Source organism: Kitasatospora sp. NPDC029367 (assembly GCF_055569135.1).
In genome coordinates, this window is the sequence record NZ_JBVHYH010000012.1 from 97,560 (window position 1) to 120,639 (window position 23,080).

Annotated in this window: 21 protein-coding genes; 15 read left to right on the forward strand and 6 right to left on the reverse strand. The window is 71.9% G+C overall.

Translation table 11 applies throughout. The features are described from left to right. Positions 1-1,515: a hypothetical protein gene (locus ACZ4W5_RS09695; protein ID WP_465653754.1), complete on the reverse strand. Its 1,515-nt coding sequence runs from the start codon at positions 1,513-1,515 to the stop codon at positions 1-3. Positions 1,516-1,913: 398 nt separating this feature from the next. Between ACZ4W5_RS09695 and ACZ4W5_RS09700 the strand changes: the two genes are divergently transcribed. Beyond that, positions 1,914-2,495 (forward strand): TetR/AcrR family transcriptional regulator C-terminal domain-containing protein, encoded by a 582-nt coding sequence (locus ACZ4W5_RS09700; protein ID WP_465653755.1) that lies wholly within the window; start codon positions 1,914-1,916, stop codon positions 2,493-2,495. Between the two features lie 137 nt (positions 2,496-2,632). On the opposite strand, the gene ACZ4W5_RS09705 is transcribed toward ACZ4W5_RS09700, so the two are convergent. Next, positions 2,633-2,968 (reverse strand): ArsR/SmtB family transcription factor, encoded by a 336-nt coding sequence (locus tag ACZ4W5_RS09705; RefSeq protein ID WP_360238328.1) that lies wholly within the window; start codon positions 2,966-2,968, stop codon positions 2,633-2,635. A gap of 208 nt (positions 2,969-3,176) precedes the next feature. On the opposite strand from ACZ4W5_RS09705, the gene trxB reads away from it, so the two are divergent. The 4 genes from trxB to ACZ4W5_RS09725 all read left to right on the forward strand — a co-directional run bounded on the left by trxB (position 3,177) and on the right by ACZ4W5_RS09725 (position 7,310). Beyond that, positions 3,177-4,175 carry a thioredoxin-disulfide reductase gene (gene trxB, locus ACZ4W5_RS09710; RefSeq protein WP_465653756.1) on the forward strand — a complete coding sequence of 333 codons (999 nt, stop codon included), beginning with the start codon at positions 3,177-3,179 and terminating at the stop codon, positions 4,173-4,175. Positions 4,176-4,272: 97 nt separating this feature from the next. Continuing rightward, positions 4,273-4,602 (forward strand): thioredoxin, encoded by a 330-nt coding sequence (gene trxA, locus ACZ4W5_RS09715; RefSeq protein ID WP_360237804.1) that lies wholly within the window; start codon positions 4,273-4,275, stop codon positions 4,600-4,602. Positions 4,603-4,738: 136 nt separating this feature from the next. Next, complete coding sequence (locus tag ACZ4W5_RS09720; protein ID WP_465653757.1) at positions 4,739-5,734, forward strand: DsbA family protein; 996 nt, start codon at positions 4,739-4,741, stop codon at positions 5,732-5,734. A gap of 169 nt (positions 5,735-5,903) precedes the next feature. Further along, the gene (locus tag ACZ4W5_RS09725) at positions 5,904-7,310 is read left to right on the forward strand and encodes a DUF1254 domain-containing protein (protein WP_465653758.1); all 1,407 of its coding nucleotides are present in this window, start codon (positions 5,904-5,906) and stop codon (positions 7,308-7,310) included. A 104-nt stretch (positions 7,311-7,414) separates the two neighbouring features. Here ACZ4W5_RS09725 and ACZ4W5_RS09730 read toward each other — a convergent pair whose 3' ends face one another. After that, on the reverse strand, positions 7,415-8,044 hold the full coding sequence (locus ACZ4W5_RS09730; RefSeq protein WP_360237796.1) for a TetR/AcrR family transcriptional regulator: 630 nt from the start codon (positions 8,042-8,044) through the stop codon (positions 7,415-7,417). A 308-nt stretch (positions 8,045-8,352) separates the two neighbouring features. On the opposite strand from ACZ4W5_RS09730, the gene ACZ4W5_RS09735 reads away from it, so the two are divergent. Continuing rightward, a complete protein-coding gene (locus ACZ4W5_RS09735) occupies positions 8,353-8,853 on the forward strand; it encodes a PaaI family thioesterase (RefSeq protein WP_465653759.1) in 501 nt (166 codons plus the stop codon). Positions 8,854-8,960: 107 nt separating this feature from the next. Here ACZ4W5_RS09735 and ACZ4W5_RS09740 read toward each other — a convergent pair whose 3' ends face one another. Both ACZ4W5_RS09740 and ACZ4W5_RS09745 read right to left on the reverse strand, forming a co-directional pair. Beyond that, complete coding sequence (locus tag ACZ4W5_RS09740; protein WP_360237792.1) at positions 8,961-9,542, reverse strand: TetR/AcrR family transcriptional regulator; 582 nt, start codon at positions 9,540-9,542, stop codon at positions 8,961-8,963. A gap of 185 nt (positions 9,543-9,727) precedes the next feature. Continuing rightward, positions 9,728-13,585 (reverse strand): type I polyketide synthase, encoded by a 3,858-nt coding sequence (locus tag ACZ4W5_RS09745; protein ID WP_465653760.1) that lies wholly within the window; start codon positions 13,583-13,585, stop codon positions 9,728-9,730. 290 nt (positions 13,586-13,875) lie between these two features. On the opposite strand from ACZ4W5_RS09745, the gene ACZ4W5_RS09750 reads away from it, so the two are divergent. The 7 genes from ACZ4W5_RS09750 (at position 13,876) to ACZ4W5_RS09780 (ending at position 21,167) form a co-directional block, all read left to right on the forward strand. Next, the gene (locus ACZ4W5_RS09750; protein WP_402478813.1) at positions 13,876-14,691 is read left to right on the forward strand and encodes an alpha/beta fold hydrolase; all 816 of its coding nucleotides are present in this window, start codon (positions 13,876-13,878) and stop codon (positions 14,689-14,691) included. A gap of 64 nt (positions 14,692-14,755) precedes the next feature. Beyond that, entirely contained in the window at positions 14,756-15,580 is an 825-nt protein-coding gene (locus ACZ4W5_RS09755) for an oxidoreductase (protein WP_465653761.1), read from the forward strand. A 29-nt stretch (positions 15,581-15,609) separates the two neighbouring features. After that, positions 15,610-16,851, forward strand: a complete 1,242-nt coding sequence (locus ACZ4W5_RS09760) for an MFS transporter (protein ID WP_465653762.1) — start codon at positions 15,610-15,612, stop codon at positions 16,849-16,851. A gap of 186 nt (positions 16,852-17,037) precedes the next feature. Continuing rightward, positions 17,038-17,508, forward strand: coding sequence for a PPOX class F420-dependent oxidoreductase (locus tag ACZ4W5_RS09765; protein WP_360237782.1), 471 nt, complete (start codon positions 17,038-17,040; stop codon positions 17,506-17,508). A gap of 34 nt (positions 17,509-17,542) precedes the next feature. Then, positions 17,543-18,688, forward strand: coding sequence for an FAD-dependent monooxygenase (locus ACZ4W5_RS09770; protein WP_465653763.1), 1,146 nt, complete (start codon positions 17,543-17,545; stop codon positions 18,686-18,688). Positions 18,689-18,716: 28 nt separating this feature from the next. Beyond that, positions 18,717-19,814, forward strand: coding sequence for an acyl-CoA synthetase family protein (locus tag ACZ4W5_RS09775; protein WP_465653764.1), 1,098 nt, complete (start codon positions 18,717-18,719; stop codon positions 19,812-19,814). After that, entirely contained in the window at positions 19,815-21,167 is a 1,353-nt protein-coding gene (locus ACZ4W5_RS09780) for an aldehyde dehydrogenase family protein (protein ID WP_465653765.1), read from the forward strand. On the opposite strand, the gene ACZ4W5_RS09785 is transcribed toward ACZ4W5_RS09780, so the two are convergent. Continuing rightward, complete coding sequence (locus ACZ4W5_RS09785) at positions 21,151-21,279, reverse strand: hypothetical protein (protein ID WP_360237774.1); 129 nt, start codon at positions 21,277-21,279, stop codon at positions 21,151-21,153. The genes ACZ4W5_RS09780 and ACZ4W5_RS09785 overlap by 17 nt on opposite strands. On the opposite strand from ACZ4W5_RS09785, the gene ACZ4W5_RS09790 reads away from it, so the two are divergent. Then, positions 21,278-22,411, forward strand: a complete 1,134-nt coding sequence (locus ACZ4W5_RS09790) for an acyltransferase family protein (protein WP_360237772.1) — start codon at positions 21,278-21,280, stop codon at positions 22,409-22,411. The genes ACZ4W5_RS09785 and ACZ4W5_RS09790 overlap by 2 nt on opposite strands. Positions 22,412-22,551: 140 nt before the next feature. Further along, on the forward strand, positions 22,552-23,070 hold the full coding sequence (locus ACZ4W5_RS09795; RefSeq protein ID WP_360237770.1) for a hypothetical protein: 519 nt from the start codon (positions 22,552-22,554) through the stop codon (positions 23,068-23,070). Positions 23,071-23,080: the final 10 nt, after the last annotated feature.

Genomic DNA, 23,080 nt, shown 5'->3' on the forward strand with positions numbered 1-23,080 from the left:
TCAGGTGGCCGGTGTGGCGCTCGGGGTCGTGCTGCCGTGGTGCGACCAGGCCACGATGGGCCATTGCTGGTGGTAGATCGGGAACGGCACGTCCTTCTCGATCAGCGGGGTGCCGAGGATGGCGATCCTCCCGAGCACCGCCCCGTCCACGTCGAGCCCGTCGTAGAGGCCGGCGCTGCCGTCGACGGTCGGCTTGGCGCCGCTGCCGTCGACCGTGACCGTGACGGTGCCCTGCACCTGGGCCCGCAGGTACGGGCTGACGGTCGCCTTGACGCCCAGCGCGTCGTAGAGGGCGACCGACCCTTCGGCGACCAGGGCGCTGCGTACGGTGGCGGAGCCGGTGAAGGTGGCCTTGACCGGGGTCACGGTGGTGCTGACCGGGTTGGTGACGCTGTGCCAGCCGGCGGCCTTGGTGTAGTCGGCGTGGACGGCCCAGGTGCCGTCGATGGTCTGCCCGACGTCGACGCTGACGGTGCCGTCGGCGCTGACCTCGGCGTAGACCGTGAGGTTGAGGGTGATCACGACCGGCAGCGCGCCGACCATCACGGTGGGGGTGGCGGTGAGGGTGGCGACCGGGATCCTGACCGGGCCGGTGGAGCCGGTGAGGGCCGCGGTGAGGTGCCAGTCGGCGTGCGCGCCCAGATCAAAGCCGACCTCGGCCTGCTCGGGAGCGAGGATGCCGTGGCTGCCCTGGTAGGAGAAGACGACGCTCGGGTCGAGTTCGAGCGAACGCGTCAGTGCCGCCTTGGAGCCGCCGGGCAGCGGGACGGTGTCGTTCGCGTCGAGCTTCAACACGGCCGAGGCCGAGCCGCTGCCCCCGTCGGGCTTCGGCACGTAGGAGACCTTGAGGTCCTTGACCTGGGGGGTGACCTGGATCTTGTGCGGATCCAGCGCGGTCTTGATCTTCGCCCAGGTCTGGCCGAGCAGTTCGGAGATGGTGGCCGGGCGGGTGTCGACCTGCACCTTCCCCGTGCCGGCCGGCTTGACGGCCGTGATCGCCAGCAGCGCGCCCTGCGGCGCGGCGGCCGACGGCGGGCTGTCGATCAGCCGGCCGGTCTGCACGGCGGTGGTGGCCGCGGCGGTGGCGGACGGGCTCGGGACTCCCTTGCCGTCGTCGGCGACCACGGCAAGCTCGGCCTTGCCGGTCTGCCGGTCGTACTTGGTCAGTTGGAGGTCCGCAGCCCCGGCCGCGACGGTCGGTGTCCCGGACGGGGCCGGGGTGGCGGCCGGAGTGCCCGGGACGATCGGGGCCACCGCCTGGGTGACCGACGAAGCGACAGCTGGCGGCGGCGGCGTGCTGGACGGTGTGCGGTCGGCGGCCGGGACCACCAGGGCCACCGCGCGGTTGCCGGGGGCCGGGGGCACCGGCGTGGTCCCGTCGGGCGGAGCCGGTACGGCCTGGGCGGCGGCGCCGTGGTCGGCGGGCTGGGCTGTCGGGCTCGTCGGGTCGCAGGCGCTGAGCGAGAGCACCACGGAGACGACGAGCGCCGGCAGCGCGAGGGTGCGCATGGACATGCGGAGGGTCACCTTCGGCGTAAGGCGGGCAGGGAAGCCGTCGGTATGCGATCAACAAGGTGTCAAGGGCATGCCAGACGGTGAGGTCGGCAAGGTCCACCGCAGGAGGAAGTCCGGGTGGCTACCGGTGCATCGAGGGGGCACGTGGGAGGTGGCCGAAGTCCGCCGTCGGCCGGTGCCGCGAAGGCGCGTCGGCCTTCGCGACCGTGGCCTGGCGCCACAGGGGAAGACGCCAGGCCCAGCCACGGGCAATCCCTAAAACTAGAACCAGTAGTTTTGCCTGGGCGAGAACGTACACTAGTCCGCGGCAACGCCACTACCCGGGGGTAACCGCCAGCGGACGAGAGGACCAACAGATGGGCAGGCCGTCACGGCCACTGCTGACCCGGGACGGAATCATGCGGGCAGCCCTTGCGCTGGTCGACGAGGAGGGCGCCGCCGCGCTGTCGACCACCCGCATCGCGGCCCGGCTGGGCGTGAAGGGGCCCTCGCTCTACAACTACGTCTCCAGCCGCGACGAGATCATCGCCGGAGTCAGCGACCTCATCGTCGCCGAGATGGACCTCGACCCGACCGTCCAGCCGTGGACCGCCGCCCTCGACGCCTGGGCCCGCTCCTACCGCGCCGCCCTCGCCCGCCACCCGAACATGGTGCCGCTGCTCTCCGCCCGGCCGACCCGGTCCGCCGCGGCCCTGCAGGCCTACGCCTGCGCGTTCGCCATGCTGCGGGAGGCGGGCTGGCCCGAGGAGCAGGTGCTCCCGGTGGTCCAGTCCATCGAGTACCTGCTGATCGGCTCCGCACTCCACCTCAACAGCCCGCACGAGGCGGCCTGGACGGACGAGGCGCTCCCGCCCGGGCTCGGGCCCCTGTGCAACGCGCCGCCCGACTTCCGCGAGCAGGCCTTCGAGACCGGCCTCACCGCGCTGATCCGCAGCTTCCAGGAGACCCTGGACGGCCTTCGGGCCCGCCACGACGACTGACGCGGCGACTGGGTCGTAGCCCCCGGAGTCGACAACGATCAGGCAGGGGAGATGGGCTTGCCGGCTTCCGGCAGGGTCGGGGTGTCAGAGGGGCCGAGCAGCCGCCCTTGCGAGCGGGGCGGCAAGCTCGGCGCCGATCACTCGCACGGCCGTTTGCGGTCCTCGGCCAGTGATTCCGCCGCCGTGCGGGCGAGCTCGCCGAAGAACTCCGCCAGGGCCTGCGGCACCTCGGGGCGCAGGCGGTAGTACGTGAAGCGGCCGTGCGGCTCCGGCTCCACGATGCCGGCCTCGCGCAGCACCCGCAGATGGTTGGACAGCGCGGTCTGCCGCGCACCCGTCTCCTGGATCAGGTGGTTGGTGCACAGGGCCGACTGCGCGAGCAGCGTCACGATGCGCAGGCGCAGTGGTTCACCCAGTACCCGAATGAGGTCGCCCTGCGTCGGCGTCGCCGTGTCGGTACCTGATGTCAGCATGCCTCGATTATCACACATCACTCGATCGTGATACCACTCTTGCCTGATATCACCATGCCGTGATACGTTGCAGGTGTTCCGGTCGCTCCCGCCCCAGGGATCGGCCGGACGCCCGCCGCACGGCCCCGCAACGGCGCGGCCGGGTCCGGCGTGGAGAACCGTCGCCGCGAGCTACCAGGTCGCCGCGAGCTATCAGGAGGCAACCGCCTTGAGCACCCCCATCCGTAACGTGATCATCATCGGTTCCGGCCCGGCCGGGTACACGGCCGCGCTCTACACGGCCCGTGCCTCCCTCGAACCGCTGGTCTTCGAGGGAGCCGTCACCGCCGGTGGTGCGCTCATGAACACCACCGAGGTCGAGAACTTCCCCGGCTTCCGGGACGGCATCATGGGCCCCGAGCTGATGGACAACATGCGGGCCCAGGCGGAGCGCTTCGGCGCCGAGCTGATCCCGGACGACATCGTCGCGGTGGACCTCACCGGTGAGGTCAAGACCGTCACCGACTCCGAGGGCAACGTGCACAAGGCCCGCGCCGTGATCGTCACCACCGGCTCCCAGCACCGCAAGCTCGGCCTGCCCAACGAGGACAAGCTCTCCGGCCGTGGCGTCTCCTGGTGCGCGACCTGCGACGGCTTCTTCTTCCGCGACCAGGACATCGCGGTGGTCGGCGGCGGCGACACCGCCCTGGAGGAGGCGACCTTCCTCTCCCGCTTCGCCAGGAGCGTCACGATCATCCACCGCCGGGACAGCCTGCGCGCCTCCAAGGCGATGCAGGAGCGCGCCTTCGCCGACCCGAAGATCCGCTTCGAGTGGGACAGCGCCGTCGACGCCATCCACGGCGACCCCAAGCTGACCGGCGTCACGCTGCGCACGGTGTCGAAGGACGGGGGCACCACCGGCGAGACCCGCGAGCTGGCCGTCACCGGCCTGTTCATCGCGATCGGCCACGACCCGCGCACCGAGCTGTTCAAGGGCCAGCTCGACCTCGACGCCGAGGGCTACCTCAAGGTCGACGCCCCCTCGACCCGGACCAACATCGAGGGCGTGTTCGGCGCCGGCGACGTCGTCGACCACACCTACCGCCAGGCCATCACCGCCGCCGGCACCGGCGCCTCCGCCGCACTGGACGCCGAGCGCTACCTGGCCGCGCTGGACGACGTGGAGGCCCTGGCCGCCACCGCCGTCCCCGTCGCCGCCGCCGTCTGACCGGGCCCGGCCCCACCACCACCCCTCACCGCTCACCCCGAGCCACCCGACTCACCCCGACTCGCCCCGAGTCACCAACAGATCAAGGACAACTCCCATGGCCGGCACCACCATCACCGCGACCGACAGCAACTTCGAGGAGCTCGTGTTCCAGAGCGACAAGCCCGTCCTGGTCGACTTCTGGGCCACCTGGTGCCCCCCGTGCCGGATGATCGCTCCCACCCTGGACCAGATCGCCGCCGAGCACGGCGACCGCCTGACGGTCGTGAAGGTCGACATCGACAAGAACCCCGCCCTGGCCACCCAGTACGGGATCATGTCCATCCCGACCTTGAAGGTCTTCGCCGGCGGCAAGGCCGTCAAGACGATCGTCGGCGCCCTGCCGAAGGACGAACTCAAGCGGAACCTCGCCGACTTCATCGGCTGACCGCCTCGCACGCGGGGGCCGGGTCGCACCGGCTCCCGGTCGTCAACCCACTCCGCCGGCCGCGGCGCCCATCACCCGCACCGGCCTGCACAACCGCACGGCAAGCAGGAACCTCAGACAGGACACGAGGGCGAGGATGCGCATCGAGATCTGGGCGGACGTGGTCTGCCCCTGGGCCTACATCGGCAAACGCCGACTGGAGGCAGCCCTCGCCGACTCGGCGTGGTCCGCCCGCGACACCGATGTCGTCTGGCGCCCCTACCGGATCGACCCGACGGCCCCGGCCCAGGCCGTCCCGGTGGAACCGGACCGGCGCGACCCGATGATCGACGCCGCCGCAGCCCGGTGCGCGGTGGACCCATCGACCACGCAGAGCCGGGCGACCGCAGCCGACCGGGTACCGATCTCCCGAATCGCAGCCGCCGAAGGACTCGGACCGAACTGGGGCCCGGCCTGGCGGTCCAGCAGCCACGACGCCCACCGTCTCCTGGCCCTCGCCCACGAGCACGGCGGCAGCACGCTGCAGGACACCGTGGCCGAGCATCTGATGCGGGCACACTTCGTCGAGGGCCACGACATCAGCGCGCGTGACACGCTCCGGACCATCGCGGCCACCGCCGGATTCGCCGAAGCCGCTGCTCTGCTCGACACCGACGCGGCCGACCGCACCGTCCGCGAGCTCCGTCTGATCGGCAAGGCGCGGGGCATCAGGACCTCCCCGACGATCGTCGTCGGAGACCGGGCCCTGGCCGGCGCCCAACCACCCGACGTCATCGCCGAGTTCCTCGCCACCGCAGGACCGGAACGCGATCTCCCCGAAGAGGTCGGACGCCTTCGGTACGCCGAGTCGCTCCTGGACCTACGCGACCCGCTCGGAGCGCTCACCCTGCTCCGGCCGCTGCTCGACGACCACGGCGACGACCTCAACGTACGGCGCCTCGCCGCCCGCGCCTACTTCACCTCCGCCCAGCTCGGCCGCGCCCGGCAGACCCTGGAACAGCTGGTGGCCGAAGTGCCGGACGACTCCTACCTCCGGCTCATGCTCGGGCGCACCCTCCAGCGCCTGCACCTTGACGACCAGGCCGCTCCACACCTGAAGATCGCTGCCGCCATGACACCGGAGTTCGCCTGACCGGACTTGCCCGGCGCCGAACTGACGCTCAGTCAACCTACTTGATCACCAGCGGAGTTCGAAGATTCCGGTTGGGGACGACCTCCACAAATGGCTTGTTCTGCTCCTGTAGCCGCCCGGACGCGGACTGTAGCGTCGGCGCCTCCAAGCACCTGGAAGGGACGATGGCATGGCCTTACCGCACGACTCCGCGCAGCACTCGGCAGGATCGGCAACGGACGTGTACGTCTTCGGCTACTCGCTGGTGACGATGGAGCTGACCCGTCGGCTGCAGACGAACACCGTCAAGGTGGGTTCGACGCAGGCGCCGCCGAACCAGCTCCTCCAGTACTCCGCGCCACCCACGCCCGAGATGAGGGACGTGGTCCGACCGAACGTCGACACGCTCTACACCCAGGCGTGGCTGGACCTGAGGGCCGAGCCGATGGTGCTCGAGGTGCCGGTCATGGACGAGGGCCGCTACTGGCTCATGGAGCTCCTGGACGCGTGGACGAACGTCGTCGGAGACCCGAACAGCATCAAGCCGCTCGCGACGCCGGTCACCGACCCGGCCACCGGCGCCGAGGTCTACTGCTACGCGCTGACCGGACCCGACTGGCAGGGTGAACTCCCCAGCGGTGTCCATCGGTTGCGGATGCCGACCGACACGATCTGGCTGCTCGGCCGCACGGAGATCCACAACACCGGCGAGGAGGAGATCCAGACCGTCACCGGCTACCAGAACCTGATGCGGCTGCTGCCGCTGAGCGCGTGGCCCAACAACGGCAGCTACGTTCCTCCGGACGGCGTCTACAACCCCGACGTCCCCAGCACGCCGCCCTCCGAGCTGGTCAATGTGACGATGACCGGCCCCGAGTTCTTCGAGGAGCTCGCCGCCCTGCTGACCCGCACACCGCTCAACCCGCCGGACGCGGCGATGTCCGCCGTGCTCGAGGAGTTGGGCGTCCACCCGTACGACCGCTCCAAGCTCCCCACCGACGCCCAGCTGGGGCTGGCGAAGCACCTCGGCCTGTCCAGGATCAGTCGGCACAAGGCCTCTGAGCCGGTCAACGGCTGGACCTTCACCAGAACCGACATCGGTTACTACGGCACCGACTACACCCAGCGCGCCTACATCACCGCGATCGGACTCGGGGCCAACCTCCCCGAGGACGCCCTCTACCCGAGCATCGCCGGCGCGGCGACCGACGACACCGGGGCGCCGCTCCGCTACACCCTCACCTTCCCCGCCGGCCAGCTGCCGCCCGTCAACGGGTTCTGGTCGCTGACCGCCTACGACTCCGACAGCTTCCTCATCGCCAACCCCGCCGACATCTACGCGGTCGGCCACTACGTCGCCCCCGTGGCCGACCCGGACACGGGCGCGACCACCTTGTACATCCAGGCCGACCCGATCGCCGACCCCGAGCTGCGGGCGACCAACTGGCTCCCCATCGACACCGAGGGGAACTTCTCCGTCACCCTGCGGCTGTACGCGCCGCGCACCGATGACATCCCCGCGAGCTGGCCGCCGCCCCTGGTACAGGAGAGGGGCCACCAGCTCGGCCTCACCGACGACGGCCCGGCGCCGGCCTGACCCGGCGCGAGAGCCTCGCCCGAGGCCCGCGTTCGAGACCCCTCCAAGGCGCTGGGCGCTGGGCGGCGGACCGGAGGCCGACCCGCAGCCCGCCGGTTGAGGGGTCAGTGCGGGCCGGCGCTGAGGATGCTGGGGAGGACCATGTCCAGGACGCGCTGGAGTTCCAGCCGCAGGTCCAGGTCCTTGAGGTCGTTCCGGCGCAGCCGGAACAGGGCGCCGAGGTAGGCGTCGCGGAGGAGGTGGCCGACCTGGAGGGGATCGGTGCCGGTGCGGATCTGGCCCTTCGCGATGCCGGTCCGGATCACGTCCGCGAACATCTCGGCGGTGTAGGGGTGTTCGGTGATCGGCAGGCCCGCCCGGACCCAGCACATCAGCATGACCTGGTTGAGTTCGGCCGACTCCTCGTCGTTGATGTCGACGAGCGCCGTCATGCACCGCCCGAGGGCTCTGCTCACGTCCACCTCGGCGAGCGCCTCCTGCTGGAGCTTCTCCTCCAGCAGCTCTCTGCGCCGGTTGCTCCAGGTGGTGATGAGCTCTTCCTTGTGCTGGAAGTGGTTGAAGAAGGTGCCCCGGGCGACGTCGGCGCGTTCCGTGATGTCGTCGATCGTGGTCTGCTCGAACCCCTTCTCGGCGAAGAGGCTCAGGGCGGCCGAGAAGATACGTTCCCTCATCCGCTGCTTGTTGCGCTCCCGGCGGCCCGTCGGGACAAGTGCGACGGCGGCTTCGTCGGCCATGCGTACTCCTGTGGTGAGGGTGTCAGGTCCTGAGGTCCTGCTCCACGGGGTGGGAGCTCCCCGGTCACCGGCGCGGCGTCCGAACGAGCCCGTGGAGGGCTGGGTCAGCCCTTGCATAACTTATACTAGGATTTAAGTTTAGAGTCACATGCCAGGTTCATGTTCATGTTCATGTGGGTCAGGGTCGCGGCGTCGCGCACTTTCTGACGGGGAGACGTCAATCACAGTGCGGCGATGGACAGCTGGGGCAAACTACAGTCCGTACGAGCGATCCTTTCTCGACCCCATCGCCGATCGGAGCCGCACCCATGGGTGAGCAGACCCAGACGCAGACCATGCCGCGTACCGTGGCGATCCCGCCTGAGGTCCTCAGCCGTTTCGCCGACGGCGGCGTCGACCTGGAGGCGATGTTCGCCTCCGGGCACCTCGGCAACCGCATGGGCATCGTGCTCGTCGAGGCCACCGCCGACCGGGTCGTGGCGACCATGCCGGTCGAGGGCAACACCCAGCCGTACGGCCTGCTGCACGGCGGCGCCTCGGCCGTCCTGGCGGAGCACGTGGGCTCGATCGGCGCGACCCTCCACGCCGGTCCCGAGCGGGTCGCGGTCGGGGTGGAGCTGAGCTGCACCCACCACCGGGGGATGCGCGAGGGGACGGTCACGGGCACCGCGACCCCGGTCCACCGCGGCCGCACCACGGCGACCTACGAGATCGTCATCACCGACGACCAGGGCCGCCGGGTCTGCACCTCGCGCCTGACCTGCCTGATCCGGGACGTGGCCAAGGGCGCTGCGGGCGCGTCGCACTGACGATCCGTCACAGCTGTGCCGCCGAACTCGAAGGCGCCGCCCGGTGATCGGGCGGCGCCTTCGAGTTCGTGCGTGGGTCCGCGCACCAGGGGGGTCGGCCGCGACGGCTACTTCCGGCTCCCGGCGACGGGGCTGTCGTCGACGATGCTGGGCAGCAGGAAGTCCACGATGCGCTGCAGCTCCGCGGCCAGGCCGTCACCCTTCAAGTCGCCGCGGCACCACCGGAACAGCGCGCCCAGGTAGGCGTCCCGCAGCAGGTACCCCACCTGCATGGGATCGACGCCGGGCCTGATCCGGCCCTCCGCCAGTCCGGCCCGGATCACGTTGGCGAACACCTCGGCCGTGCGCGGCGGTTCGGTGATCGGCAGGCCGGCCCGGACCCACGAGGTGAGCATGACCCGGTTGAACTCCGGCTCCTCCTCCTCGTTGATCTCGACGAGTGCCGTCATGCACCGTCCGAGGGCGACGCACAGGTCGTCGTTCGAGGGCGTCCTCTGCCGCATCTTCTCCTCGAATCTCGATTGCCGCTGGCTGCTCCAGGTGGTGACGAGCTCTTCCTTGTGCTGGAAGTGGTTGAAGAACGTGCCGCGCGCGACGTCGGCGCGCTCCGTGATGTCGTCGACCTTCGTCTGCTCGAAGCCCTTCTCGGCGAAGAGGCTCAGGGCGGCGGAGAAGATTCGTTCCCTCATCCGCTGCTTGTTGCGTTCGCGGCGGCCCATGACAACGGGCGCGAGAGGGGGGTCAGCAGTATGCATACGTTCTCCAGCGACAAGGGAGTGGACCTTGTAACCATCTGTTGCACGGCCCGTACGGCCGGGCCCGGTCCTCCTCTGCGGAGTTATACCAGAAGTTAACTTTGATGCGTAGTATTCGTTTAAACCTCAGTCGATTCCAGGAGTCGGCCGATGGTCTCCTGGCCGAGCAGGCGCCCCACGGGCAGGTCGATGCCCGTCGCGGTCCGGATGCGCTGCCGTAGCCGGACGGCCGTGATGGAGTCGAGGCCCAGCTCGCGCAACGGCCTACGGCGGTCGAGGCGTTCGGGGGTCGTGCCGAGCAGCGCCGCGGCGTGCGTCAGCACGGCCGCCTCGCGGTCGCCGGCCCGCGCGGTCGCGGGTGCGGCCGCGGGCGCCGCTACGGGCGCGGGTGCGGCGGCGGGCGCAGCGGCGGCGTCGGGTGCGGCCGCGCGCACGGGCGCTGGCCCCGGTCCGGCCTCCGTCGCTACCGGGCCGGTCAGTCGCAGGAGTTGGACCCCGTGCAGCTCCGCCAGCACATGGTCCCCGTCGTCCGTGTGGAGCACGACGTCCGCGCGGACGACGGAGTCACCCGACGCCGTGCCCTCCGCCACCGGCCGGAGCACGGCCGAGCTCCACACCGGCTTCGCCAGGTCCGTCGCGTCACCGTGCACCGTCACGGTGTCGACGCCGACGGCCAGGTAGCTGTGGCTCGTGCCGTCCGGCCCGCCGTGGGGCAGCACGGCGAGCAGCGGCTGCAACGGCACCTCCCAGGCCGCGGGGTGCCCGGGGGCCGGCAGGTGCATCCGGGCCACCGCGAGGCCCGTCCGCCGCCAGAGCCGTCGGACGCCCGCGAGTTCGTCGGGGACGTCGTAGCCGTACCCGCGGACCTCGTCGTAGAAGTCCGGCCCGGGCAGGTACTCGCCGCACTGCGCCAGCAGCGCGTCCAGGCTCCGGGGTGAGGCGCCGCCCCGGGGCGGGGTGGAGGTGACCCGGGCCGTCAGGCAGGTCAGCGCCGGCTCGCTGCCCGAGCCGGGGGTGACGACCTGGACGGTCGCGAGGTGGTCGGCACCCTCGGGGCGCAGCCTGACCCGGAGGGAGGCGCCGAGAGCCTGTCTGCGGTTGACCAGTTCCCCGGTCAGGGTGACGTCCTCCAGGCGGTGCTGCCCGCCGAGTTCGGCGCGCGCCGCGCTCAGTACGGCGTCGACGTACACCATCGGCGGTACGACGGCCGTGCCGCGGAACGACGCCCCCAACGCCTCGATGTCCAGCGGCCGCTCAAAGGTGAAGCCGGTGGCGGCCGGAGGGGCGGCCGGTACCCGCAGGTGCTCGTCGTCCCAGGGGTAGCGGGGCAGCGGCACGGGGCGGGCCGTGCCCCGGAACCACCGGGTGAAGTCGATCCCGGCGCCCGCGGCGTGCAGGCGGCCGGCCGCGCGGGCGAGTTCGGCGCCCTCGTGCTCCCTGCGGCGCAGCGAGGCGACGGTGAAGGCCGGGGCGCCGAGCGCCTCCAGGGTCTCCTCCACGGCCGAGGTCAGCAGCGGGTGCGGGCTGATCTCCAGGAAGACGCTCTCCTCCTGCTTCGCCAACTGCGCCACGGCACCGGCGAACCGCACCGGGCGCCGCAGGTTGTCCATCCAGTACCGGGCGTCCAGGGCCGTTCCGGGGACGGGCTCGGCGCGCACGGTGGAGTGCAGCGGCAGCGACGTCCCGCGCGGTTCGAGGCCGGTGAGGGCGTCGAGCAGCTCGGGCCGCAGGGCGTCCATGTCGGGGGAGTGGGAGGCCACGTCGACCTTGACGAACCGGGCCAGCCGGCCGCGCTCCGTCAGGCCCTCGGCGAGCCGGGCGAGGCTCTCCGGATCCCCGGCGAGGACGGTGGAGCGCGGTGAGTTCTCCACCGCGACGCACAGCGCGTCGGGGTACCGGGCGGCGACCAGCTCGGCCTCGTCCGGGGACAGGTCGGTGGCCAGCATCCGCCCCCGGCCGCCGAGTCGGGCCATCAGCCGGCTGCGGCGGCAGATGACGGCGGCGGCGTCGCGCACCGACAGGGCGCCGGTGATCACGGCGGCGGCCGCCTCGCCCATGCTGTGCCCGACGCACACGGAGGGGCTGACGCCGAGGTCCTGCCAGAGGGCGGCCAGCGAGACCTCCATCGCCCACAGGGCCGGCTGGACGACGTCGATCCCGGTGGGGAACTCCTCCTGCTCGCGGTTCAGCAGGTCGACGACGGACCAGCCCAGTTCGGCCCGGATCGCCGTGTCGCACTCGGCCATCCGGTCGCGGAAGGCGGGGAAAGCCGCCAGCAGCCGGCGCCCCATGCCCGCCCACTGCGCGCCCTGCCCGGGGAGGACGAACACCGTCCGGCGCTGCGGGCCGAAGCCGGCCTCGCCGCGTCCGCCGTCGGCGATCTCCCGGCCGGCCGCCAGCGCCTCCAGCCGGTCGGCGAGCTGCTCGTGGCTGTCGCCGATCGCCCACATCCGGTACGGGTGGTGGTCGCGGCGCAGCGCGGCCGCGGCGCAGATGTCGTGCAGGGGCTCCCGGTGGCCCGCGCCGCCGGGGCGCAGGTGGCGGGCGTAGGCGGTCGCGAGCCGTTCCAGGGAGCGCTGCGAGCGGGCGCTGATCACCAGCAGCTCGGGGCGCCCGTCCGTCGCGGCGTCCGACGCGCCGCCCGATGCGGTGTCCTTGGGGGCGGCCTCGGCGGGGTACGGGCTCAGCACGACATGGGCGTTGGTCCCCGACAGGCCGAAGGAGCTGACGCCGAGGTAGCTGGACTCGCCGTCCCCGAGCGGCTCGTTCTCGGTGACCACGCGGAGCGGGGAGTCCGGGGCGGCGATCAGCGGGTGCGGACTGTCCAGGTGGAGCGAGGCGGGGATGACGCCGTGGTGGGCGATCAGGACGGTCTTGATCAGTCCCGCCATGCCGGCGGCCGCCTCGGCGTGGCCGATGTTGGACTTCACCGAGCCGGTCCGCAGCGGCCGGCCCGGGGCGCGGCCTTGGCCGGCCGCCGCCGCCAGCGCGGACAGTTCCACCGTGTCGCCGACGGCGGTGCCGGTGCCGTGCGCTTCCACGTAGCCGAGGTCGGCCGGGGATATCCCGGCGCTGCGGCAGGCCTCCCGGACCATCTCGGCCTGGCCCGGGACGGAGGGCTTGACCAGCAGTCCGCTGCTGCGCCCGTCGTTGTTCACGGCGCTGCCGGCCAGCACCGCCAGGACCGGGTCGCCGTCGCGCCGGGCGTCCGCGAGGCGCTTGAGCAGTACCACGCCGACGCCGTCACTGCGCACGAACCCGTCGGCGTCGGCGTCGCCGAACGCGCAGTGCCCCTCCGGCGAGAGCATGCCCGCCTGCGAGTAGGCGATGGCGTCCCGGGGGGAGAGGACGATGTTGACGCCGCCGACGACGGCGAGGTCGCTCTCCCCGGTGAGCAGGCTCTGCCGGGCCATGTGCACCGCGACCAGGGAGGAGGAGCAGGCGGTGTCCAGCACGATGCTGGGGCCGCGCAGGTCCAGCGCGTACGAGATGCGCCCGGAGGCCATCGACCGCAGCTGGCTGCCGACGGTGCGCCAGATGTCCTGGTCGGTCAGCGGCCGGTGCTCGTCGCCGTACTCGGCGGTGGCCTGGCCGACGAAGACGCCGGTCCGGCTGCCGGCCAGGGTGGAGGGGCGGAGGCCGGCGTCCTCCAGCGCCTCCCAGACGACCTGGAGCAGGACGCGGTGCTGGGGGTCGATGGTGCGGGCCTCGGCGGGCGAGATGCCGAAGAAGCCGGGGTCGAAGGCGAAGGGGTCGCCGATGAACCCGCCCTTCGCCGACACGGACTTGCCCGGGGTGGCCGGGTCGGGGGAGTGGTGGGCGGCCGCGTCGTACCGGTCGCCGGGAACCGCCGTGACGCTGTCGGCATTGCCGATCAGGTGCTCCCAGAACTCGTCGGGGTTCGAGGCGCCGGGGAATCTGCATCCCAGGCCGATGACGGCGATCGCGCGGTCGGACGCTACCTCGGGCTGATCCATGGGGCGTACCTGCCTTCATGTACGAGCGAAGCATCGGTGCTACAGGAGTGATAGTCGTTCAATCATTGATGCAAGGTCAAGATTGAACTCGCGCTGCCTAGTTGCATCGCTGGCCACCGAATGTGCCCCTCACCTGCACCGCTCCGCCGTCGGGCGGTCGAGCGGTGGCTCCGGGTGTGGCCCAGATCGCTCTCGTACTTGGCTCTCAGTTAAAAGTGATACTTGCATCCAACCTCGACTCATGGTCCCATCTTGTCCGGTAGTCGACCAATCCTGAGGAGGCACCAGACATGCCGAGTGCGGGGATACGGATCAGCGGCGGCGACGCCGACGTGGCGTACAGCATCGAAGGCAGCGGTCCGGCTCTGGTCCTGGTGCACGGCACCGGAACCCGCGGCGCCGCTTGGGCCCAGCAAGTCGAGGAGCTGAAAGGGAAGTTCACCGTCGTCACCCCGGACCTGTCCGGTTCCGGTGACACGGTCGACCACGGCGGGCCGCTGACCCTGGGCGACCTGGTCGCGGAGGTGCTGGCGGTGGCCGACCACGCCGGCCTCGACACCTTCCACCTCGCCGGCCACTCCCTCGGCGGCGTGGTGGCGCTGCGCCTCGCGGCCGAGCACCCCGAGCGGGTGCGCTCGGTCGTCTCGCACGCCGGGTGGGCCTACACCGACGAGCGGATGACGGCCGACTTCCGCTACTCGCTCGACCTGCTGCGCACCGACGCGGAGTTGGGCACCGCGCTCGTTCCGCAGATGTTCCCGCTGGCCACCCTCGGCCCCCGCTACTGGGAGGCGACCAACGAGGCGGAGCACGGGAAGCTCGTCCGGCAGATCGCCGACAACTTCCAGCCCGGCACCGCGCGGCAGTTCGAGGTCGGCCTCACCGTCGACCTGCGTCCGCTGCTCGGCCGCATCACCGCGCCGGCGCTGGTGTTCGCCAGCGCGCACGACCGCGTCTGCGGGGCGAACCAGCAGCAGCTGCTGCGCGAGGGCATACCCGGTGCCGCCTACGCGGAGATCGACACGGGCCACAACGCGCTGGCGGAGGACCCCGCGGGGTTCGCCGCGGTGCTCGGCCCGTTCCTCGCGCAGCACACCGGCAGCTGAGAACCACACCCGCTGGTCCCGGCCCGCAGGGCCGCCGCAACACACCGAAAGTTGGAGGAAGTTCATGTCCGTTTGGCTGATCACCGGCAGCTCCCGTGGCCTCGGCCTGCACATCGCCCGGGAGGCGCTGGCCAGCGGTCACCAGGTCGTCGCGACGGCGCGTGACACGGAGGTCGTGCGCGCGGCGCTCGGCGACGCCGGCGGCGAGGTGCTGTACCTGCCGCTCGACGTGACCGACGAGCAGCAGGCCCAGGAGGTCGCGCGGGCCGCGTACGAGCGCTTCGGCCGGATCGACGTCCTGGTGAACAACGCCGGCCGCGGCCTGCTCGGCGCCGTCGAGGAGGCCACGGACGCCGAGGCGCGCGCGGTCTACGACATCAACGTGTTCGGCCTGCTCGCCGTCACCCGGGCGGTGCTGCCGTACATGCGCCGGGAGCGGTCCGGCCGGATCCTCAACATCAGCTCCGTCGGCGGGTTCACGGCCGGCTCGGGCTGGGGGATCTACAACAGCACCAAGTTCGCCGTCGAGGGCCTCAGCGAGGCCCTGCGGGCCGACCTCGCCCCGCTCGGCATCCACGTCACGATCATCGAGCCCGGGGTCTTCCGCACCGACTTCCTGGACGGCTCCTCGCTGCACAGCACCACCCCGATCGACGACTACGCGCAGACCGTCGGCAAGACCCGCGAGTGGGCGGTGGACAACAACCACCAGCAGCCCGGCGACCCGGTCAAGGCCGCCCGCGCGATCGTCACCGTGGCCGCCTCGGACGCGCCCCCGGTGCGCCTGCCGCTCGGCGCGGACTGCGTCGCCCGGGTCGAGGCCAAGCTCGAGACCGTCGCCAAGGAGCTCGACACCTGGCGGGAGCTCGCGCTGGACACCGCCATCTGACCGACCGTCTCCGGAGAAGGAGGACCCCGATGAGCTCGGCGAGTTCGGCGGGGCGGGTGGACCCTCGGGTCTGGCTGCTCGCGCTGGGAACGTTCGCAACCGGTACCGACCTGTTCATCGTCGCCGGCCTGCTGCCGGCGGTGGGACGGGACCTGCACCTATCGACGGCACTCGCGGGCCAGACGTCCACCGCGTTCGCCGCCACCTACGCGGTGGGAGCGCCGATCCTGGCCGGGCTCACCGCCAAGTTCCGGCGCAAGCCGCTGCTCATCGGGGTCATGCTCGTCTTCGGCCTCGGCAACCTCCTGTCGGCCGTCTCGGCGAACTTCACCGTGCTGCTGATCAGCCGGGTGATCACCGGCGCGGGCGCCGCCCTGTACTCGGCCAACGCCTCCGCGGTGGCCGCCCGGATCAGCCCGCCCGAGGTGCGCGGCCGGGCGCTGGCCATCGTCTACGCGGGCATGACCAGCGCCATCGCCTTCGGAGTGCCGATCGGCAACTGGATCGGCGAACTCTCCTCCTGGCGCTGGGCGTTCGGCCTGGTCGCGGTGCTCGCGGCGGTGACGGTGGCCGGCATCCAGTTCTTCCTGCCGGACGTGCCCACCGGCCCCGGCGCCACGGTGCGGGAGCGGATGGCCGCGATCCGGATCCCGCAGGCCCCCACGCACCTGCTGGTGACGGCGCTGTGGACCGCCGGCACCTTCACCGTCTACACCTACCTCGGCTCCATCCTGGAGCAGGTCACCGGACTGTCCGCCGGTCAGCAGTCGTGGGTCCTGCTGCTCTTCGGCGTCGGCAGCTTCGGCGGGGTCTTCGTCGGCGGCCGGCTGGCCGACCGCTTCGGCTCGGTCGTCGGCCTCTCGATCACCATCACCGCGCTGGGCCTCTGGCTGGTGGTGCTCACCCCGACCCTCCAGTGGCCCCTGGCCGCGGCGCTCGCCGTCGGCGTGTGGGGCCTGGTGCACTGGCCCAGCTTCCCGCTGCTGCTGCACCGGGCCCTGGGCATCGGCGGGGACCGCGGCGACATGCTCCTGGCGCTGAACAACAGCGCCGTCTACGTGGGCCAGATGACCGCCGCCGCGGTCGGCGGACTGCTCGCCGACGCGGACCTGCTCCGCTGGAACCCGCTGGCCGGGGCCGGCTTCGAGCTGCTGGCCGGCCTCGCCCTGGTGGTCAGCGTGGGAGCGCTGCGCCGCGACCGCAGGCGCCAGCGGCCGGTGGCCGCGCCCACGACGGATGCGGAGGAGTCCAGCCCCGCGCTGCAGGGCTGAACTGCGCCCCCGTCCCACCGCCTTGGCGCCGTACCACCGCCGTACCACCGCCGTACCACCGTCCACCGCGCCGCAGCGCCGTACCACCGCCGTACCACCGTCCACCGCCGTACCACCGGCGGCCGAGCACCGACGAAGGAAGCGCGTCCCGAACGAAGGAACCCCCTCCCGCAGGAAGGACACAGCATGTCTGCTCACCAGGAGATGGAAGTCGAGACGGGTCCCCGCCTCGCCCCGGAGGTCCGCGCCCTCGCGGACGGACCGAACTTCGCCGCCCTGACCACCCTGATGCGGGACGGCACCCCGCAGACCCAGATCGTCTGGGTCTCCACCCGGGGTGAGTACCTCGCCCTCAACAGCGAGGTGGGGCGACAGAAGGTGCGCAACCTGCGCCGCGACCCGCGGGCCACCGTCACCATCTGGCAGCAGGACGACCCGCTGAACTTCGCCGAGGTCCGCGGCCGGGTGGTCGAGGAGGTCCTCGGCGCCGAGGCCCGCGAGCACATCGACGAGCTGTCCACCAAGTACCTGGGCGGCCCCTTCGCCGACGAGTTCATCGGCTCGGACCGCGTGCTGCTCCTCCTCGCCCCCGACCGCCAGCTCGTCCGCGACCACGCGCGCTGGGTGGCCGGCCTGCCCCAGCAACAGCACCAGTGAGCCGTATCCGTCCCTTCATGCGTGAGGAGTCACAGTGAAACGCCGCATCCTGATCATCGGAGGGGGCATCGGCGGTCTCGCCGCCGGAGCCGCACTCGGACAGCAGGGCATCGACACCACCGTCGTCGAGATCCAGTCGGAGAACCTCGTCGCCGGCGTCGGCATCAACATCCCGGGCAACGCGCTGCGGGCCCTGAGGCAGCTCGGCCTGCTGGACGAGGTCCTCGGCCACGGCTTCACCTTCGACCGGGTCGACTTCCACGACTCCGCCTCCCGGCTGCTGCTCGCGCTGCGCTCCAAGCTCGGGGTCGACGGCGTGCCCGCCAACTGCGCGATCCAGCGCAAGGACCTGGCCCGGATCCTGGAGAAGGCCTGCGTCGACGTGGGCACCACGATCCGCTACGGCACCTCGGTGGAGAAGATGACCACCACCGCCGACGGCGGGGTCGAGACCCTCCTCACCGACGGCAGCACCGAGCACTACGACCTGGTGGTCGCGTTCGACGGGATCCGCTCCTCCTTCCGCAAGGCGGCCCTCGGCATCGAGCCCCGGTTCACCGGCTACTCGGTGTGGCGGGTGGCCCTCGAACGGCACCCCGACGTCACCCGGAACATGTACTTCCAGGGCATGGGCACCAAGGCGGGCCTCTTCCCGCTCAACACGGATGTCATGTACCTGCTGCACGTGACGCCCGAGCCGGGCAACCCGCGCCACGCGCGGGAGGACTTCCACGCCCACCTCACCCAGCGGCTGGCCGGCTACACCGGCCTGATCGGCGAACTGCGCGACCGCATCCAGCCCGACGACGACATCGTGTACGCGCCGATCGAGGAGGTGCTCCTTCCGCTGCCCTGGTACCAGGACGGGCTGCTGCTCCTCGGCGACGCCGCCCACGCCATGGCGCCGCACCGCACCCAGGGCGCGGCCATGGCCATCGAGGACGCCGCCGTGCTCGGCGAGACGCTCGGCCGCGACGGCGACCTCCGGGAGCTGCTGGCCGAGTTCCAGGACCGCCGCTTCGGCCGCGCCAAGATCGCCCAGGACGCCTCCCGCAACATCCTCCTGGCCGAGATGAACACCACCGACCAGGCGTCCCTGGACCGGCAGCTCGACTTCATCCGCAACGGCCTGGAAGCGGTCGCCCACCAGGTGGACGACGCGCTCAACCAGCCGATCTGATGCCGCACCGCTCCGAAGGGACGAACGCGTGACCAGCACCACCGCCCACCTGTCCGACCCGCACCGCCCACCCCTCGGGGCGGCCGACTTCGACGCCCACGTCCGCGCCCTGATGGCCTGGCACTTCGACGACGCCACCGGCTCGCCGTTCTGGCTCGCCCGCCGCGCGGACCTCGGCTTCGACCCGCGCACCGACGTCACCGGCGCGGCCGACCTGCTGCGCTTCCCCGACGTCAGCCGCGAACTGCGCACCGTCCCGGCGGCCGACCTGATACCCAGGGGCGCCGCACCGGGCCAGGTCTTCCGGGTCTACGAGTCCGGCGGCACCACCGGCGCCCCCAAGCGCATCGTCGACGGCAACTACCGCTCCCGGATGGGCGCCTGGACCAGGCAGCGGCTGACCGAGCACGGCGTGCCCGAGACCGGCGACTGGCTGCACCTGGGGCCCACCGGCCCGCACGTGGTGGCCTACGACACCTCCCGCTACGCCGAGCCCGCCGGCGGCCTGTGCTACACCGTCGACCTCGATCCGCGCTGGGTCAAGCGCCTGCTCGGCTCCGGCCGGCAGCAGGAGGCCGACGACTACATCGACCACCTCCTCGACCAGGCCCGCGAAGTCCTGCTGAGCCAGCCGGTGCGGGTGCTGAGCACCACGCCGCCGCTGATCGAGGCCATCTGCGCCCGGCCGGAGCTGCACGAACTGGTCGCCTCCCGGGTCGGGGCGATCATCTGGGCCGGCACCTCGTTCAGCCCGGAGAGCCTGCGGGTGGTCCGGGAGGACTTCTTCCCCGACGCCCGCCTGGTGGGGATCTACGGGAACAGCCTGATGGGCGTGGCCCCGCAGCGGGTCCGCACGCCCGAGGACGTCCACGCCTGCGTCTTCGAGCCGTTCGCCGAGACCACCCGCCTGGACCTGGTGGACGAGGACGGCGAGCAGGTCGGCTACGGCGAGCGCGGCCGGGTCAGACTGCACCTGGTCAGCGAGGAGATGTTCCTGCCCAACGTGCTGGAACGGGACACCGCCGTGCGGGTCCGGCCGGCCTCGGAGGGCGGCGTCGACGGCCTGGCGGAGGTGACCAGCGTGGCGACCTTCGAGGACGCCGACGTCGTCGAGGGGGTGTACTGAGTGCTCGTCATCGACCCCCTGGTCGCCGGGGAGAGCCGGCCGAGCGCCGACCGCACCGTCCTGACCGACGTGCACGGCGAACCGCTCGCGGACATCGGCCTCGCCCCCAGGCTGGCCGCCCAGGCCGCCGTCAACCGGCTGCGCCGCGACGCCGACGGCCTGCCCCCCGAGCCGGCGGTGTTCCGTACGGCCGCGCGGCTGTTCGCCATCGCCGAGCTGGACGGCGAGAGCGCCGACGACTACGTGCGGCACACCGTGCGCGGCACCGGCCTCGCCTCCACCACCGTGCGGCGCGGCCTGGCGGACATGGCCGCCGAGATCGAGGAGCTGCCCGCCACCACCGCGGCAGAGCTGCCCGCCGCCCGGCTGACACCGACCCACCGCGTCCACCGGGCGCCGGCGGGCCGGCTCTTCACCGCCGTGATGGCCAGCAACCACCCGCTGCCGCACGCCACCTGGGTCCAGCCGCTGCACCACGGCTACAGCGTGGTCGTCCGGCCCGGCAGCCGCGATCCGTTCACCCCGCGCCGACTGGCCGCCGCCCTGCTGGCGGCCGGGCTGGCGCCGGAGAAGCTGGCCGTGCTGCCGAGCCCGCACGCCGTCGGCTCGTTCCTGCTGAACGCCGCCGACCGCGGCATCATCTACGGCAACGAGCAGGCGGTGAGCGACTGGAGCGACCGCGCCCGGGTCGCCACCCGCGGCCCGGGGCGCTCCCGGGCCCTGCTCGACGTGCCGCTGACCGACGCCCTGCTGGACCACCTGGCCACCAGCGCGGCCTTCGACGGCGGCACCCGCTGCACCAACCTCTCGGCCGTCCTCACCAGCAACGACGTCCACGACACCGCGGCCGCCCTGGCCGGGCGACTGGCCGGGCTGCCGGTGCTGCCGGCCGCCGACCCGGAGAGCGTGCTCCTCGTCGTCGGGCGCGAGCGCGCCGACGGGCTGCGCCGGCAGATGGCCAAGCTGGTCACCGAACTCACCGACCACAGCACCCCGTTGTACGGAGAGGACTTCCTCGTCGACCTCGGCGACGGCTCCTTCCTGCCCCGCCCCGTGGTCCTCGCCGCCGACCGCGCGGACCACCCGGCCGTCGGCACCGAACTGGCCTTCCCGTTCGTCGTGGTCGCCCCCTGGAGCCCGGCCGACGGCATCGCCCCGCTGCGGCCCTCGCTGGTGCTCAACCTGCTGACCGAGAACGCCGCGATCACCGGACAGGCGCTGCTCGACCCGTCCGTCCGGAAGATCACCGACGGCGCGGTCCTCCCCTGGGAGCTGGTGCCGGGCATGCCGCACGACGGCAACTACACCGAGTTCCTGCTGGACGCCAAGGGCGTAGTCACACCGGCCGGGTGACCTGGCCGCCGTCCCCCACCTCACCGTCGGGAGTCTTCACCATGTCCAGTCCGACCGGGACACCCGTGCCCGCGTCCGCGCGCTTCTCACGGCTGCCCTCACTGACCGGCATGCGGTTCTTCGCCGCGTTCATGGTCTTCCTCTTCCACTCGACCCTGCCGCCCTACACGCCGTTCACCGGCGGCACCGCCACCTCCGTCACGCACGCCGTCAGCAAGGCGGGCTGGCTGGGCGTCGGGTTCTTCTTCGTCCTCAGCGGCTTCGTGCTGACCTGGTCGGCCCGCCCGGGGGACAAGCCCCGGCAGTTCTGGCGGCGCCGGTTCGTCAAGATCTACCCGAACCACGTGGTGACCTTCTTCGTCGCGCTGGCGCTGTTCGCCTACATGAAGGCCACCTGGACGGCGGGGATCTCCAACCTCTTCCTGCTGCACACCTGGATCCCGGACGCCAAGGTCTTCCAGAGCATCAACCCGCCCGCGTGGTCGCTCTCCGTCGAGGCCGTCTTCTACCTGTGCTTCCCGCTGCTGCACCGGGCGATCCAGCGGATCCGGCCGGAGCGGCTGTGGCTCTGGGTGGGCATCCTGGCCGCCGCCGTGGTCGCAGTCCCCGCCATCGCCTACGCGACCCTGCCCGACTCTCCCGCCATGCCGTTGAAGTTCCAGGCCTCCGTGTGGCAGTACTGGTTCGTCTGGCAGCTGCCGCCGTTCCGGATCCTGGAGTTCGCGGTGGGCATCCTGATGGCCCGGATCGTCATGACCGGCCGCTGGATCAAGTTCCCGGTGGTGCCGGCGCTGGCGCTGGTCGCCGTCGCCTACGTGGTCGAGTTGAAGTGGGTGCCGTGGCTGTACGCGATGAGCGCCGTGACGCTGATCCCGGTCGCCCTGCTGATCGCCGCGATGGCCAGCACCGACATCGCGGGCCGGCCCTCGTTCCTGCGCAAGCGGGTCTTCGTCTGGCTCGGTGAGGTCTCGTTCGCCTTCTACCTGGTCCACGACATCACCGTGCACGTCTTCGTCGACCGCTTCGGCCTCAGCGCCACGCACAGCGCGCCGGTCGGGGCCGGGATCCTCGCCCTGGAAGTGCTGATCAGCCTCTTCTTCTCCTGGCTGCTGTACATCGGCGTGGAGCAGCCGCTGATGAAGCGCTTCGCGCGCAGCCGCCCGCCGCTGCCGAGCGCCGCCGCGGGCGGGGTCGGCAGCGCCGAGCCCGACGGCCGGCCGGCCGAACCGGTGCGGACGCACTGACGCCCGCGCCGCCCCCCTGAACCGGGGTGGTCGCGCCACGCCCCCCGGCGCGGCCACCCCTTCCCTCCTTCCCTCGCAACGGCGCGACCGCAGGACGCTCCCCCCTCCGGCACACCAACCAAGGACAGCCCAGGAGACCGATGATGAGCCCCCTCCAGCCGACCGCCGAACTGAGCGCCAGCACCCGGATGCTGCTGGCCTGCGACGGCTCCACCACCCTGCTGCTGCAAGCCCTCACCGGCCACGACCTGTCGATCCGGGTCGACGCCCAGGGCGACACCCCGGCCGGCCGCCTCCCGGACGGCATCCGCTCCGCGCTCGGACTCGCCGACACCGCCGTCGTCCTGGAGCGCCGCTCCTGCCTGGTGACCCCCGAGCAGGAGGTGGTCAGCATCAACCGGGTGGTCTTCGACGGGGCCGCCCGCCGCCGGATGGGCGTGCCCGACGCGCTCACCCCGATCGGCCTCCAGCTCCGCGACCAGCAGGTGCACCAGCACCGCGAGCAGCTGTCCACCGGACTCATGCGCTGGCGGGACAGCCTCACCGAGCAGTGGGTGGACTCCGCCTTCAAGGAGTACGTCATCCACTACGCCGCCGGCGGACGGGCCTACGTGCACGAGCAGTTCAACCCGCACATGGTCCAGCTCACGAGCGACTAGGCACCGTCAC